Origin of the sequence: Isoptericola halotolerans (assembly GCF_013149785.1) — a bacterium.
In the GTDB taxonomy this organism is placed as follows: domain Bacteria; phylum Actinomycetota; class Actinomycetes; order Actinomycetales; family Cellulomonadaceae; genus Isoptericola; species Isoptericola halotolerans.
The window spans coordinates 196219-209682 of record NZ_JABEZU010000001.1; the positions used below are offsets into that span (position 1 = coordinate 196219).

Consider the following 13464-nt stretch of genomic DNA (forward strand, 5'->3'; position numbering starts at 1 on the left):
CTCGTCCGGCTCGTCAGTTGATCGCGGCCTTCAGGGCCTCGGCGTTCGCGGCTGCCCAGGTGCGGAAGTCGCGCAGCGCGGGGTTGAGCAGGCGGAGCTCGTCGAGGTCGCGGGCGCCCGTGAACTGGGCGTCGAAGTCGCCGTAGTACTGGAACATGTTCGCGATCTCCTCCGCAGCGGGGACGGGAAGAGCTCGGAACGCGTCGTACGGGACGGCCTCGAACCGGACGGTCTCGTCGATGACCTCGCCGATGACCTCCGCGTAGTCGGCGCCCGTCAGGTGGTCGCCGGCCAGGCTGACCGTCTGCCCGACGTGCGTGTCTCCGGCGGCGAGGATGGCGAACGCGGTGCGGCCGATGTCGTCGACGTCGACGCCGGCGAGGAGCTTCCCGGGCTCGAGCGGCAGCGTGAGCGTGACCACGCCGTCCTCCGTGCGACGGGGCGCGAAGGGGCCGGCGAACCCTTGGAAGTAGTAGGTGGTGTTCAGGAACGTCGTGGGCACCCCGGCCTCGGTGAAGAGGCGGTTCCCCTCGCCCTTGGCGTCGAAGTGGGGCACGTTGTAGCTGTCCTGCAGGACGGGCATGCGAGGGTCGCTGACCGGGAGCAGGTCGCGGGTGTCCTCGAGCGTGGACCACACCACGTGGGAGAGGTTCGCGGAGGCTGCGGCCTCGGCGAGGTTCGCGATCTCCTGCGTCTCCTGGGCGGCGGAGAGGTGTGCCCAGAAGTTGGTGACGAGGAACGCCCCGTGGGCGCCCGCGAACGCTGCGTCGAGGGTGGCCGGGTCGGTGAAGTCGGCCTGGACGACCTCCACGCCCCGGGCGGCGAGAGCCTGTGCGGCCGGAGCCTGCGGGTCGCGGGTGATGGCGCGGACGGCGAAGCGCTGCTGGGGGTCCTCCAGGACTGCGGTGACCATGCCTCCGCCCTGAGACCCGGTGGCACCTGCGACGACGATGATCGGCTTGCTGGTCATGATGTTTCTCCTGTGGGTGAGTTCGGGACGTCGGAAGATCGGGGGCGGGGGGAGTCGAGGTCGAGATGTCGACGGACGGCGGCGGCGGTCTCGTCCAGGTCGGCGAGCTGCCGGGGAGTGAAGGCGTCGACGAAGATCTCCTTGATCGCCTGGAGGTGGGGAACGGTGCTGGCGCGAAAGGCGCGGGCGCCTTCGGCGGTCAGGAGCACGCGTGACCCGCGGGCGTCCTCCGCACAGGGTTCGCGGCGTACCAGTCCGCGCTTCTCCATCCGCCCGAGGTGACCTGACAGGCGGCTGCGTTCCCACTCGATGTGTGCGGCGAGCTCCGAGGACCGCACCGTGCTCCCGTCGGCCTCGCTCAGAGCGAGCAGCACGCGGTAGTCCCCGCTCGACAGCTTCGAGTCCTGGTGCAGGCGGGACTCGATGCGGGCGCGGACGATGTCGAAGGTCTCGACGTGCGCACGCCAGGTCGCGAGCTCCTCGCTCGTGGGGAGGTTCCGACGCCCTGCTGCACCCATCACTGCTCCTCGGTAGTTGACACGTGAATCATATGCACGGATGATTCACGTGTCAATCAACTGGTGGAGGTGGCGTGATGACCGAGACGACGGTGGCGCGAGGCTTGCAGCTCGGGCTGGGCACGTTCGGCGACGTGGCGAGCGACGGCGGGCGGGTGCTGGGTGACGCGGAGACCGTGCGACTGATCGTCGAGGAGGCGCAGCTCGCCGAGGCGGTCGGCCTCGACGTGTTCAGCGTGGGGGAGCACTACCGAGAGGGGCAGGTCGACTCGGCGACCTCCGTGCTGCTGGCGGCGGCTGCCCAGGCGACGAGCACGATCCGGCTGGGGACCGCGGTGACGGTGCTGTCCACGCAGGACCCGGTGCGGCTGTACCAGGAGTTCGCCACGGTGGACGCGATCTCCGAGGGGCGGACCGAGATGGTGCTCGGGCGTGGGTCCGCGACGGAGTCGTTCGGGCTGTTCGGCTTCGACATCGCGGAGTACGAGGGGCTCTTCGAGGAGAAGCTGGAGCTGTTCCTCCGTCTGATGCGCGAGGACCGCGTGACCTGGTCGGGCCGGTACCGGCCCGCGCTGGACGAGGTGCGGCTGCATCCGCGCATGCCCGACGGCGGCGTCCCGGCGTGGATGGGGGTCGGCGGCAGTCCCGGCTCGGTCCTGCGCGCGGCGCAGCACGGGCTGCCGTTGATGATGGCGATCATCGGCGGCCGACCGGAACGCTTCGCCGGGCACGCGGAGCTGTACCTGCGAGCACTGGGCCGGCTCGGGCGCCCCGAGCTGCCGATCGGGCAGCACTCTCTCGGGCTGGTCGCAGAGACCGACGAGCAGGCGCGGGAGGTGCACTGGCAGCACTGGGAGCCGGTGGTGACCCGGATCGGCCGAGAACGGGGCTTCTACGCGCCCACGTACGAGCGGTACCTGCAGGAGGTCGACGGGGGAGCGTTGTACGTCGGCGGGGTGGAGACGGTGGCGCAGAAGATCGCGCAGGTCGTCCGCGCCAACCATCTCTCCCGGTTCGACCTGAAGTACGACCTCCTGCACCTCCCGCGGGCGGCCAGGGAGCGGAGCATCCGCCTGTTCGGCGAGGAGGTCGCACCCCGGGTGCGTGAGCTGCTCGACGGCCTCGACGACACGTGGGACCTGACCGGCAGGAGCGTCGCGCAGATCACCTCGGACGGCGGGCCGGTCCGCGCCGGGGGGACCGGGAATAGATCTCTGAGTTGAGTGTTCAACTCAACACCCCTTCCGCCATCGAGAGGACCACACGTCATGACCACGCAACTGGCAGGCAAGAGCTTCAGGTTCGACCTGGGACCGCTGAAGGTGACGTTCACCTTCGACTCGACGTCGCAGGGCAGCTTCGTCGTCGAGGAGGGCGGAGGGCTCGCACCGGACGGCCACGCCGAGACCGTCGCGCTCGACCTCAAGGAGATCCGCGACGGCGTCTACCTGAACTCGTGGACCGAGGCGAGCGGCGCCACGGTGACCCACGTCGAGGACTTCGCCCGCGGGACGCTCTACTCCAACGTCACCGTCGACGGCACCCTCTACCACCTCGTCGGCACCATCACCGAGATCACGGAGGCATGACCATGACCGAGCACACCGTCCCCGCGGAGGACCAGGCCGCGCGCAACACCGAGATCGTCCTCACTGCGATGCGAGAGCTCTTCGTCGAGAAGGACCTCACCGCGCTCGAGCGGTACTGGGCCGAGCCCTACGTGCAGCACAGTCCTCAGATGCCCGACGGCCTGGACACGCTGCGCGCCGCGGTACCCGGTCTGCAGGGGTTCTCCTGGGAGCCCCGGCGCACCGCAGCCCAGGGTGACCTCGTGTTCACCCACAGCCTCGTGACCGGCTGGGCTCCCGGCCCGGTGGTGATCGTGGACATCTTCCGGTTGGAGAACGGGCGGATCGTCGAGCACTGGGACGTCGTGCAGGAGCTCACCCTGCCGGAGTCGTCCGCCAACGGGAACCCCATGGTGTGAGTCCCTTCCGGGAGGGCGGAGCAGCAGCTCCGCCCTCCCGAAGGCGGTGAGAGGATCGGACCGTGACGTCATCATCGGACGCCGAGCGCGACCTGCACGTGCCCGTCGACGGCGTCGACGAGCCCGGTGTCTGGCAGGACTTCATCCTTGCCGTCCACCTTCTCGAAGCGGCGCTCGAACGGCAGTCGCAGCGCGACGGGGGAATCTCCCACGGCCAGTTCAAGGTTCTCGTGCTCCTCAGCGCCGCCAAGGACCAGACGGTCGGGCTCAAGAGCCTGGCCGAGAGCCTCCGCTTCTCCCAGAGTCGCATCAGCCACGCCCTCACGACCCTCGAACGCCAGGGTCTCGTCGTGCGCCGCCCCACGACCGGCGGCCGGCGCGCGTCCGAAGCCACGTTGACCAACGACGGACGACGTCTCGTCGGCCGAGTGCTCCGAGCGCAGCGCCAGGAGATCCGCGACGCTCTCTTCGCCGGCCTCGGCACGCACGGCACCGCCGCGCTCGGCGACATCAGTGCACGCATCATCGAGATCCTCGACGACCAGACCACCGGCCCGTCGGAGAGCTGAGTCTTCGCCTCAGTCGAGCGGATGCAGGATCCGGTGCAGGAACTGCCGGGTGCGCTCCTCGCGGGGCGCGGAGAACAGCTGTGCCGGGGCGCCGCGCTCGGCGACCACGCCGCCGTCGAGGAACAGCACCTCGTCGGCCACGGAGCGGGCGAACTGCAGCTCGTGCGTCACCACGACCATCGTCCAGCCCTCGTCGGCGAGCCCCTTCATGACGCTCAGCACGTCACCGACGAGCTCAGGGTCGAGCGACGAGGTCGGCTCGTCGAAGAGCAGCAGGTCGGGCTCCAGCGCCAGCGCTCGCACGATCCCGACGCGCTGCTGCTGCCCGCCGGAGAGCTGGCGCGGGTAGGCGTCGGCCTTCTCGGCCAGCCCGACGCGGTCGAGCAGCGCCCGGCCGCGTTCCTCCGCCTGCGCGCGGGGCACCCGCTGCACCTGCACGGGTCCCTCGGTGACGTTCTGCAGCACCGTCTTGTGCGGGAACAGGTTGTGGTGCTGGAACACCATCGCGGACCGGTCGCGCAGCGCGGTGCGGCGTGCCTCGGCGGCCCGCCGGGCCCGGCCCGAGCGCGGGGCACCCTCGAACGTGACGGACGGGCCGCCGTCGAACGCGAGCGTTCCGGCGTCGGGCGTCTCGAGGCCGTTGAGCGAGCGCAGCATCGTCGTCTTGCCGGAGCCGCTGGGTCCGATCAGGGCGACGACCTGCCCCCGGCGGACCTCGAGGTCGATGCCGCGCAGCACGTGGTTGTCCCCGAACGACTTGTGGATACCGCGGGCGGTCAGCAGGGCGTCAGACATACTGCTCCAGCTTCTTCTCGATACGGTCCTGCCCGAACGACAGCACGGTGCAGAAGATCCAGTAGATGATCGCCGCCTCGAGGTACAGCAGCAGGAACTCGCTGGTGAAGTCCGCGATCTCCCGGGCCTTGCGGAACAGCTCGGTCACCAGGATGAGCGAGGCGAGCGAGGTGTCCTTGACCAGCGAGATGAAGGTGTTGGACAGCGGTGGCACGCTGACGCGGGCGGCCTGCGGCAGGATGATCCGCCGCAGCGTGCGCTGGCGTGACATCCCGACCACGTACCCGGCCTCCCACTGGCCCTGCGGGACGGAGAGGATCGCGGCGCGGATGACCTCGGCCGCGTACCCGCCCACGTTGAGCGAGAAGGCGACGATGGCGCTCGGCCACGGGTCGATCGTCACACCGAGGGTGGGCAGCCCGTAGAAGATGACGAAGAGCTGCACGAGCAGCGGGGTGCCGCGGATGACCGACACGTACACCCGCCCGGCGGCGCGCAGCGCCCGGTGGGTGGACAGCCGCAGCAGCGCGACCCCCAGGGCGATCACCAGCCCGATGGCGAACGACATCAGCGCCAGCGGGATCGTGCCCGTCAGGCCACCGAGGACGATCGGCCACCACGAGTCGAGAAACAGCTCCACGTCCATGTGCTCACCTCACCATTCACGCGCACGCGGACGACGGCGGCGCGCGGGGGACGTGCGAGAGCGTCGGCACCCGCTCGGGTGCCGACGCTCCACGCGTTTCGCTAGCGGTCGGTCACTCGGAGACGTCGGTCCCGAAGTACTTCTCCGACAGCTCGGTGAGCGTACCGTCGGTCCGCAGCTCGTCCAGCGCCCCGTCGATCGCCTCGGCCAGGGCCGCGCGCTCGGGGGTGACGACGAACCCGGACTCCGAGGTCTCGTCGGTCTCCGCAGCGATCTCGATCGGTGCGTCGGGGTGCTCGTTGAGGTAGTCGAGCACGGTGAGCGAGTCGTTGACGGTCGCGTCGACGCGCCCCTGCTCGATGAGCGCGACCGACTGGGCCCAGCCCTCGACGACCTCGATCTGCGCGCCGGACTCCTCCGCGAGCGTGCGCCAGTTGCTCGTCCCCGACTGCGCGGTGGTCTTGCCGTCCAGGTCGGCGAAGCTCGAGATCGCGGTGTCACCCTCGGCCACGACGACGACGCCGCGCGAGACGGTGTACGGCTGGGAGAACTCGTAGCTCTCCAGGCGCTCGGGGGTCATGGACACCTGGTTGGCGATGGTGTCGAAGCGCCCGGCGTCGAGCCCGGCGAAGATGCCGTCCCACTGGGTCTCGGCGAAGGAGACCTCGAGGCCGAGCTTGTCGGCGACGGCCTCGGCGACCTCCACGTCGTAGCCGACGAGGTCGCCGGTCGCGTCGTGGAAGGTGAACGGCCGGTAGGTGCCCTCGGTGGCGACGGTCAGGGTGCCGTCGGAGACCAGGTTGAGGTCCGACCCGGCCTCGGCGTCGGTGGTGCCGCCGTCGCCGGAACCCCCGCAGGCCGCGAGCGCCAGGGCGGTGAGCGTGGCGGTGGCGGTGGCGAGGATGGCGCGGTGGCGTCGCATGGAGGATCTCCTGTGTCGTGGTGCCCCGGCGGGTGCGCCGGTGGCATCGGGTACGTCCAATGCATCGAAGGTATCGATGCGTGCATCGATGATCACGATGCTGACGGTGGAACAGGATGGCACGGTGGTCGCATTCCCGCTGTGAGGCAGGACACGGCCCCGGGTCCCGGGGAACGCGTGGCAGGCTGGCCCGATGAGCACCGACGTCACCGCCCTGATCGCCGAGGTCGAGTCCACCGAGCGTGAGCTGGTCCTGCCGCGCTTCACCCACGACGACGCGTGGCGGCTCGGCTGCCTGCTGGTCGAGCTCGCCGGAGAGCGGGACCTGCCCGTGACGGTCGACGTGCGCAAGGGCACCCAGCAGGTGTTCCACGCGGCCCGTGAGGGCACGACGCCGGACAACGACTCGTGGGTGGAGCGCAAGGTGCGCGTGGTCTACCGCTTCGGGGCGTCGTCGTACCTGGTCGGGCTGCGTGCCCGGGCGCAGGGCCGCGACTTCAACGAGACCCACCAGCTGTCGCTGCAGGAGTACGCGGCGCACGGCGGGGCGTTCCCGCTCCGTGTCGACGGGGCGGGGATCGTGGGCGTGGTGACGGTCTCCGGACTCGCCCAGGCCGACGACCACGCGCTCGTGGTGGAGGCGCTGCGCACCTTCGCGCGCACACCTGCCTGAGGGCGCCGCCGCTCGCATACGGTGTGCGGGTGAGTCTGATCCTACGCAACGCCCGCCGTGCGGGCCGCTTCGAGGGCCTGGTCGACGTCGCGCTCGACGAGGGTCGGATCGCCGCGGTCGTGCCGGCCGGCGCGGACGTGCCCGACCGCCCGTCGGGCGCCCGGCAGAGCGTCGACCTCGAGGGCCGGGTCCTGATGCCCGGTCTGTGGGACGCGCACACCCACCTGACGCAGTGGGCGCTGGTGCGGCACCGGCTCGACGTCTCCGCGGCGACCAGCCCCGAGCACGCCGCGGCGCTCGTGCGGGCACGGGTGCACGGTGCGACGACGCCGACGCCGCAGGGCCAGCCGCTGGTGGGGTACGGGTTCCGGTGGGCGGGCTGGGAGCACGAGCCGACCGCCGCCGTGCTCGACGACGCCGTCGGCGACGTCCCCGTGATCCTGCTCTCCGGCGACCTGCACAGCGCGTGGGCGTCGAGCGCCGGGCTGCGCTACCTCGGTATCCATCACCACCCGACCGGGCTGCTGCGCGAGGAGGAGTGGATGGCCGCCAGCCCGCGGATCGTCACGGTGGACGACGACGTCGCGGACGAGCTCGTGGTCGACGCCGCCCGCGCCGCGGCCGAGCGCGGCGTCGTCGGCGTCGTCGACCTCGAGGTCGCGGACAACCTCGCGTCCTGGCGCCGGCGCGTCACGCGGGGATGGTCGGGGCTGCGGGTGCGCGCGGGGGTGTGGGAGCAGTACCTGGACGCCGTGCTGGACGAGGGCCTCACCGACGGCGATCCCTTGGTCGAGGGCGCCACCCTGGTGACGCAGGGCCCGCTGAAGGTGATCAGCGACGGCTCGCTGAACACGCTGACCGCCTACTGCTTCGACACGTACGCCGGGTCGACGGGTCAGGATGCGTACGGCATCCTCAACATCGCGACGGACCACCTCGTGCCGCTGATGGCCCGCGCGCACCGGGCGGGGCTGCGGTGCGCGATCCACGCGATCGGCGACCACGCGAACGCCCTCGCGCTCGACGCCTTCGCCGCCTCGGGGGCGCAGGGTTCGATCGAGCACGCGCAGCTGCTGCAGGCCGACGACGTCGCACGCTTCGCCGCGCTCGGCGTGACGGCGAGCGTCCAGCCGGAGCACGCCATGGACGACCGCGACCTCGCCGAGGAGCTGTGGCCGGACCGCACCGCCCGGGCGTTCCCGCTGGCGGACCTGCGCCGGGCCGGGGTGCCGCTCGCCCTCGGCTCGGACGCGCCGGTCGCCCCGCTCGACCCGTGGGTCGCGGTCGCGGCGGCGGTCACCCGGTCCCGTGACGGGCGCGAGCCCTGGCACCCCGAGCAGAGCCTGGACCTGCGCACCGCCCTCGAGGCGTCGGTGGACGGCCGGTCGCTCGACCTCGACGCCGGGGACCCGGCGGACCTCGCGGTCGTCGACGTCGACCCGTTCGCCGTCGACCCGGACGGCCTGCGCGAGATGCCGGTGGCGGGCACGCTGGTCGCCGGGGAGTGGACGCACCGTGCCTTCTGAGCCGGGCCCTGCGGCGCCGGGTGCCACGCCGGACGACGCCGGGCCCGAGGCGCGTCTGCACGCCCGGCTGGCGGAGGTCGAGGCCCGGATCGCCGCACAGCGCCGCCTCGTCGACGACATCGTCGGGGTGGTCCGCGACGAGAACGTCGACGACGAGCACGACCCGGAGGGCGCCACGCTCGCCTGGGAGCGGCAGCAGGCGGCGGCGCTCGCCGCGGAGGCCGCCGTCGAGCGTGACGAGCTGGTCGCCGCGCTCGACCGGGTGGCCGCCGGGACCTACGGCGTCTGTGCCGTGTGCGGGCGCCAGATCCCGACGGGGCGCCTGGAGGTCCGGCCGGCGGCGACCCGCTGCGTGGAGCACGCCGGCTGAGCGACAGCGAGGACTACGGTCCGAGCAGGGCGAGCGGCACGACGGCGACCCCGTCCTGGCGGCGGTAGGCATACGGCCCGGTCGTGATGACGACACGGTCGAGCACCCGATCGCCGAGCTGGTCGTGGAGCCAGTTCAGGTGGCGGACGTCCTTGTCACTCACGCTCCCGGACAGCTTGACCTCGATGGCGACGACCTTGTGGTCGGCGCGTTCGACGAGGATGTCGATCTCACGGTTCGTGTCCTTGGTGCGCAGGTGTCCGATGGTCGCGTCGGCGGCACCGGCATAGACCCTGACGGACTGGACGACGAGCGACTCGAAGAGTGCTCCGAGCCACGTGGCGGTCTCACGGCGCGCGGTGACGCGCTCGCCCTCTCCGCGGAGCAGTCCCTCTGGCGAGACACCCGCCAGGCGTGCGGCCAGTGCTGGGTCGACGAGGTGGTGCTTCGGTGTGCGAGTCAGACGCTTGAGCGGTGCGAACAACGGAAGCCAGGCGGGCACGGGATCGAGGATGAAGAGGCGAGTCAGGTGCTCGCGATAGATGTCGACCGTCTGCCGAACCGGCTTGTCGTCGTCACCAGGGGTCGCGGCGTCGAGGATGGTGCTGTAGGACGCATCCGTTGCCGTGGCGGCACCGTACGCAGCGAGCCATCCGGTCAGTGCGGCGGGCCGGCGGACGTGCACGCCGTTCTCCGGGAGCTCCCGCTCCACGATCCTCGCCAGGTAGCTGTCGAGCTGGTGTCGCCGGGCGGCTTCCGGGAGACCGCGGATGCCGGGGAAGCCGGATCGCAGGATCTCGTCGACGTACTGCGGCAACCCGACGCTCGACCCCCCGGTGACCGTCGGGAGCTGACCGTCCAGCAGCGCGCGCAACGAGACCGACGGAGTGCTGACCGCTCGCTCGGCGAACGAGAGTGGACGCATCCTGAACGAGACGATGCGCCCGGCGCCGGAGTGGATCCTGGTTCCGGGGGCAACCCCGGCCGACCCCGCCAGGAGGAAACGGCCGCCGGTGAGGTCGTCGTCGACGGCTCGCTTGACGCGATCCCAGACCTGCGGCTCGAGCTGCCACTCGTCGACGAGCACCGGTGGTGGCACCCGGGTGATCTGGTCGACGTCGGCGGCCAGCGTCTGTCGCAGCAGCTCGTTCGCAAGGTTGAACTCGGTCGTGGCCCGTTGTGTCGCCGTCGCGGTCTTGCCTACGCCCTTGGCGCCTTCCAGGGCGATGGCGGCGAGGTGGGGAAACAGACCGTCCAACGCCTGGTCGATCACTCGTCGCCGATAGGCCATGGCACCAATCTAACAGATGGCGACCCTTCTATCTAACAGATTGCCACGCTTCTGTCTGACAGATCGCGGTGCGTCTGTCAGGCAGACCGCCGCCCTACTCTCAGGCAGATGGCCACCTCGCGTCGGTCAGGGTGCCGCCAGCATGCCCCGCCACGCCGTGCGCACGGCCTCGCGGCACCGCTCGAGCGTGGCCGGCTCGGTCAGCGAGTCCCCGCGCACCACGTACTGGTAGTAGTAGACCCCGTTGACCAGGTCGATGCTCGCCTCGACGTCGAGGTCCGCGCGCAGCTCGCCACGCTCGATCCCGGCCCGCAGCAGGGCGACCAGCGCGGACCGCCGTCGGGCGACGTGGGAGCGCCAGTACGCCTGTGCGACCCGCCGGTCGGACATCGCCAGCCGCAACCGCAGACGGAACCGCCGCTCGGGGTAGTCGCGCCCGGCCGGGTGCGCGGACGGGGACAGCGCCGCCAGCAGGTTCGCCAGCAGGTCGCCCTCGGTGGAGATCTCGTACGGCTCGCGACCCTGGTCGAGCGCCGCCGCCACGAGGTCCGTCATCGACGGCCACCGCCGGTAGATCGCCGCGCGGCCGACACCGCTGGCCTCGACGACCCGGGCGACCGTGACGTCCTCGCCGCGCTCCAGCAGGTCCACGGCCGCCGCCAGGATGCGCTCGTCATGTCCCGCGGCCCGGGGTCGTCCCGGCCGACGGCCCGTCGCTTCCGACGGCGCGGGCCGGGTGCCCGGCGCCGTCATGCGGTGCCCGACGGTGCCAGGGCGCGTTCGCGGAGCCGGGCGACCAGCCCGTCGGTCAGCCCGGCGGCACGCAACGGGGCGAGCGGGTCGCCGTGCCGCTCGGCGAGAGCGGCCAGCAGCTCACGCATCGGGGTCTCGGAGAACCTGGTGCGGGCGGCGGCCCGCGCGGCGGCGTCCAGGTCGAGCCCGAACCGGGCCATCAGCGGTGCCATGACGGGGGCGAGCCGCCGCTGGATCGCGGCCGAGCTCTCGCCGGTGCGGGCGTAGTCCGCCACGATCGCCTCCGCGTCCGCGCCGAGAGTCAGCAGCAGTGCCGCGGCGAGCACGCCGGTGCGGTCCTGACCGGCCGCGCAGTGGAAGGCGACCGTGCCGGGGGAGTGCGCGACGATCGCCAGCGCCGTGACGACCTGTGCGGCCGCGCCCTCGTACATCCGCAGGTACATGGCCCCGAACCGCGACTGGTCGAGCATCGTGGCCGGGTCGGCGTCGCCCGCCGCGCGGCCGATGTCCGCCAGGAACGGCACGTGGTGGTAGCTGATCTCCGACCGTTCGCCGAGCACTCCGCGGCCGGTGAGGGCCACCTCGTCGGGCGAGCGCAGGTCGACGACGGCGCGCAGCCCGGCGCCGACCAGCTCGTCCGCGAAGGGGCGGTCCGTCGTGGACAGGTCGTCGGCGCGCAGCACGACGCCGGGACGGACGGCGCCGCCGGCGACCACGGTCCCGCCGAGGTCGCGCAGGTTCACCGGGGCGGAGAGCGGCAGCGGGGCGGTGTCGAGCGTGGTCACGTGATCTTCCTCCGGATGACGGCGCTGGCCTGGTCGATGACCGTGACCAGCACGATGATGCAGATGACGATCGCGGACAGGTGCCCGTAGTCGTACATCTTCATGGCGGTGGTGAGCTCGAGGCCGATGCCGCCCGCGCCGACCATCCCGAGGATGGTGGCGCCGCGCACGTTGCCCTCGAAGAGGAGCAACGAGTAGGACACGAGCAGGGGACCGGCCTGCGGCAGGACCCCGTACTGGACGACCTGCCGGCGCGAGGCGCCGACGGCTTCCATGGCGGTGACCGGGCCGGTGTCGACCGACTCCATCGCCTCGGCGAAGACCTTGCCGATGGAGCCCACCGAGCCGACCGTCATCGCGAGGATGCCGGCGAACGGGCCCAGGCCGACCGCCGAGACGAACATGAGGGCGAACACCAGGTCCGGCAGGGACCGGATGACGTTCATCGTCCAGCGGCACGGGTAGTACACCCAGCCCGGGGCGATGTTCGACGCCGCGCCGAACGCCATGAACAGCGACAGCACGGCCCCCAGGACGCTCCCGACGATCGCCATCTGCAGCGTCTCGACGAGCTGGGCGACGATCACGTCGAGCTTGTCCCACGACGGCGGGAACAGCCGGGTGAGGAAGTCGCCCATGTTGACCGCGCCCTCGCCGAGCTTGGCGACGTCGAAGTCCGCCCCGACCATCGACCAGTACAGGATCGCGAGTGCGACGGGCACGCCGAGCAGGAACCGGGCTCGGGGGACGGTGAACGCCCGCTCGAGCCGGGCGCGCTCGGCGGCATCGAGCGCGGTGGCGGAGTGCTCGCGGCGGATGCGCTCAGCGGTGGGCACCGTCGGCCTCCTCGGTGCCGTCGGCGTAGAGCACCTCGAGCCGGTCGGCGTCGAGGTCGGCGGTGGGCGCGGAGACGAGCATCCGGCCGTGCCGCAGCCCGACGATGCGGTCGGAGTGCTCGAGGGCGAGGGGGAGCACGTGCAGGCTCACGAGCACGGGGATGCCGTCCTCGCGGGCGATCTGGCGCAGCAGGTCGAGCACCGCGTGCGACATCTTCGGGTCGAGGGACGCCACGGGTTCGTCCGCGAGGACGACCTGCGGGCGCTGCATGAGCGCACGGGCGATGGCGACGCGCTGCTGCTGGCCGCCCGAGAGGGTGCGGGCCTGGACGGTCGCCTTGTGGGCGATGCCGACGCGGTCGAGCAGCTCCATCGCCCGGCGCCGGTCTGCGCTGGTGAAGCCTCCGACGGCGTTGATCGGGCCGGCGCGGTGCAGGGCGCCGGTGAGCACGTTCGTCAGCACCGACAGGCGACCGACGAGGTTGAACTGCTGGAAGACCTGGCCGACGCTCGCGCGGAGGTCGCGCAGCCGGCTCCTGCGCAGCGAGGTCAGCTCGTGACCGCTGACCTGCACGGTGCCGGAGCTGATGGGGGCGAACCCGGTCAGGCACCGCATGAGCGTCGACTTGCCGGACCCGGAGGAGCCGAGCAGCGCCACGGTCTCCCCGGGGTACAGGTCGAGGTCGACGCCGTCGAGCACGAGCGGGCCGGCGCCGTAGGAGACCTGGAGGTCGCGCACGGTGACGAGCGCGCCCGGCGTCGGGCCGGACGTCACAGGGCTCGATGTCGTGGTGCTCGTCGAGGCGGCGGTCACGGTCATCCC

18 protein-coding genes are annotated in these 13464 nt (G+C 71.7%); 8 read left to right on the forward strand and 10 right to left on the reverse strand.

Going from position 1 to position 13464, the window contains the following annotated elements:
- Positions 1-13 precede the first annotated feature (13 nt).
- Positions 14-970: an NmrA family NAD(P)-binding protein gene (locus HDG69_RS00985; protein ID WP_171781922.1), complete on the reverse strand. Its 957-nt coding sequence runs from the start codon at positions 968-970 to the stop codon at positions 14-16.
- Positions 967-1488, reverse strand: a complete 522-nt coding sequence (locus tag HDG69_RS00990; RefSeq protein WP_171781923.1) for a MarR family winged helix-turn-helix transcriptional regulator — start codon at positions 1486-1488, stop codon at positions 967-969. Before HDG69_RS00990 ends, HDG69_RS00985 begins: the two co-directional genes overlap by 4 nt.
- Positions 1489-1565: 77 nt before the next feature.
- Between HDG69_RS00990 and HDG69_RS00995 the strand changes: the two genes are divergently transcribed.
- From HDG69_RS00995 to HDG69_RS01010, 4 genes are all read left to right on the forward strand, one after another.
- Positions 1566-2711: an LLM class flavin-dependent oxidoreductase gene (locus tag HDG69_RS00995; protein ID WP_171781924.1), complete on the forward strand. Its 1146-nt coding sequence runs from the start codon at positions 1566-1568 to the stop codon at positions 2709-2711.
- 45 nt (positions 2712-2756) lie between these two features.
- Positions 2757-3077 (forward strand): MoaF-related domain-containing protein, encoded by a 321-nt coding sequence (locus HDG69_RS01000; protein ID WP_171781925.1) that lies wholly within the window; start codon positions 2757-2759, stop codon positions 3075-3077.
- Between the two features lie 2 nt (positions 3078-3079).
- Positions 3080-3475 (forward strand): nuclear transport factor 2 family protein, encoded by a 396-nt coding sequence (locus HDG69_RS01005; protein WP_216645129.1) that lies wholly within the window; start codon positions 3080-3082, stop codon positions 3473-3475.
- A gap of 62 nt (positions 3476-3537) precedes the next feature.
- Entirely contained in the window at positions 3538-4044 is a 507-nt protein-coding gene (locus HDG69_RS01010) for a MarR family transcriptional regulator (RefSeq protein ID WP_171781927.1), read from the forward strand.
- Positions 4045-4053: 9 nt separating this feature from the next.
- Here the strand turns inward: HDG69_RS01010 and HDG69_RS01015 are convergent, their stop codons facing one another.
- From HDG69_RS01015 to HDG69_RS01025, 3 genes are all read right to left on the reverse strand, one after another.
- Positions 4054-4839, reverse strand: coding sequence for an amino acid ABC transporter ATP-binding protein (locus tag HDG69_RS01015; protein WP_281360114.1), 786 nt, complete (start codon positions 4837-4839; stop codon positions 4054-4056).
- A complete protein-coding gene (locus HDG69_RS01020; protein WP_171781928.1) occupies positions 4832-5485 on the reverse strand; it encodes an amino acid ABC transporter permease in 654 nt (217 codons plus the stop codon). The genes HDG69_RS01015 and HDG69_RS01020 overlap by 8 nt, the downstream gene beginning before the upstream one ends.
- A 112-nt stretch (positions 5486-5597) precedes the next feature.
- Positions 5598-6407 (reverse strand): amino acid ABC transporter substrate-binding protein, encoded by an 810-nt coding sequence (locus HDG69_RS01025; RefSeq protein WP_171781929.1) that lies wholly within the window; start codon positions 6405-6407, stop codon positions 5598-5600.
- Here HDG69_RS01025 and HDG69_RS01030 point away from each other — a divergent pair.
- From HDG69_RS01030 to HDG69_RS01045, 4 genes are read left to right on the forward strand one after another with little or no spacing between them, the layout of a single operon-like run.
- Positions 6406-6552, forward strand: coding sequence for a hypothetical protein (locus HDG69_RS01030; RefSeq protein ID WP_171781930.1), 147 nt, complete (start codon positions 6406-6408; stop codon positions 6550-6552). The genes HDG69_RS01025 and HDG69_RS01030 overlap by 2 nt on opposite strands.
- A 48-nt stretch (positions 6553-6600) precedes the next feature.
- Positions 6601-7080, forward strand: a complete 480-nt coding sequence (locus tag HDG69_RS01035) for a heme-degrading domain-containing protein (protein WP_171781931.1) — start codon at positions 6601-6603, stop codon at positions 7078-7080.
- Positions 7081-7109: 29 nt separating this feature from the next.
- Positions 7110-8606 carry an amidohydrolase family protein gene (locus HDG69_RS01040; protein ID WP_171781932.1) on the forward strand — a complete coding sequence of 499 codons (1497 nt, stop codon included), beginning with the start codon at positions 7110-7112 and terminating at the stop codon, positions 8604-8606.
- Positions 8596-8976 carry a TraR/DksA family transcriptional regulator gene (locus tag HDG69_RS01045; RefSeq protein ID WP_425483997.1) on the forward strand — a complete coding sequence of 127 codons (381 nt, stop codon included), beginning with the start codon at positions 8596-8598 and terminating at the stop codon, positions 8974-8976. Before HDG69_RS01040 ends, HDG69_RS01045 begins: the two co-directional genes overlap by 11 nt.
- A 13-nt stretch (positions 8977-8989) precedes the next feature.
- Here the strand turns inward: HDG69_RS01045 and HDG69_RS01050 are convergent, their stop codons facing one another.
- The 5 genes from HDG69_RS01050 to phnC form a co-directional block, all read right to left on the reverse strand.
- Positions 8990-10267, reverse strand: coding sequence for an ATP-binding protein (locus HDG69_RS01050; RefSeq protein WP_171781933.1), 1278 nt, complete (start codon positions 10265-10267; stop codon positions 8990-8992).
- A gap of 126 nt (positions 10268-10393) precedes the next feature.
- Entirely contained in the window at positions 10394-11020 is a 627-nt protein-coding gene (locus HDG69_RS01055; RefSeq protein WP_171781934.1) for a TetR/AcrR family transcriptional regulator, read from the reverse strand.
- Positions 11017-11805: a tyrosine-protein phosphatase gene (locus tag HDG69_RS01060; RefSeq protein WP_171781935.1), complete on the reverse strand. Its 789-nt coding sequence runs from the start codon at positions 11803-11805 to the stop codon at positions 11017-11019. The genes HDG69_RS01055 and HDG69_RS01060 overlap by 4 nt, the downstream gene beginning before the upstream one ends.
- The gene (phnE, locus tag HDG69_RS01065; RefSeq protein WP_171781936.1) at positions 11802-12641 is read right to left on the reverse strand and encodes a phosphonate ABC transporter, permease protein PhnE; all 840 of its coding nucleotides are present in this window, start codon (positions 12639-12641) and stop codon (positions 11802-11804) included. Before phnE ends, HDG69_RS01060 begins: the two co-directional genes overlap by 4 nt.
- Positions 12628-13461, reverse strand: a complete 834-nt coding sequence (gene phnC, locus HDG69_RS01070; protein ID WP_171781937.1) for a phosphonate ABC transporter ATP-binding protein — start codon at positions 13459-13461, stop codon at positions 12628-12630. Before phnC ends, phnE begins: the two co-directional genes overlap by 14 nt.
- Between the last annotated feature and the right edge of the window lie 3 nt (positions 13462-13464).

Excerpts from the sequence above, each read along its gene's own strand:
- HDG69_RS00985 (WP_171781922.1), bottom strand. The coding sequence starts at position 970 with ATGACCAGCAAGCCGATCATCGTCGTCGCAGGTGCCACCGGGTCTCAG.
- HDG69_RS00990 (WP_171781923.1), bottom strand. The coding sequence starts at position 1,488 with ATGGGTGCAGCAGGGCGTCGGAACCTCCCCACGAGCGAGGAGCTCGCG.
- HDG69_RS00995 (WP_171781924.1), top strand. The coding sequence starts at position 1,566 with ATGACCGAGACGACGGTGGCGCGAGGCTTGCAGCTCGGGCTGGGCACG.
- HDG69_RS01000 (WP_171781925.1), top strand. The coding sequence starts at position 2,757 with ATGACCACGCAACTGGCAGGCAAGAGCTTCAGGTTCGACCTGGGACCG.
- HDG69_RS01005 (WP_216645129.1), top strand. The coding sequence starts at position 3,080 with ATGACCGAGCACACCGTCCCCGCGGAGGACCAGGCCGCGCGCAACACC.
- HDG69_RS01015 (WP_281360114.1), bottom strand. The coding sequence starts at position 4,839 with ATGTCTGACGCCCTGCTGACCGCCCGCGGTATCCACAAGTCGTTCGGG.
- HDG69_RS01020 (WP_171781928.1), bottom strand. The coding sequence starts at position 5,485 with ATGGACGTGGAGCTGTTTCTCGACTCGTGGTGGCCGATCGTCCTCGGT.
- HDG69_RS01030 (WP_171781930.1), top strand. The coding sequence starts at position 6,406 with ATGGAGGATCTCCTGTGTCGTGGTGCCCCGGCGGGTGCGCCGGTGGCA.
- HDG69_RS01025 (WP_171781929.1), bottom strand. The coding sequence starts at position 6,407 with ATGCGACGCCACCGCGCCATCCTCGCCACCGCCACCGCCACGCTCACC.
- HDG69_RS01035 (WP_171781931.1), top strand. The coding sequence starts at position 6,601 with ATGAGCACCGACGTCACCGCCCTGATCGCCGAGGTCGAGTCCACCGAG.
- HDG69_RS01050 (WP_171781933.1), bottom strand. The coding sequence starts at position 10,267 with ATGGCCTATCGGCGACGAGTGATCGACCAGGCGTTGGACGGTCTGTTT.
- HDG69_RS01055 (WP_171781934.1), bottom strand. The coding sequence starts at position 11,020 with ATGACGGCGCCGGGCACCCGGCCCGCGCCGTCGGAAGCGACGGGCCGT.
- phnC (WP_171781937.1), bottom strand. The coding sequence starts at position 13,461 with ATGACCGTGACCGCCGCCTCGACGAGCACCACGACATCGAGCCCTGTG.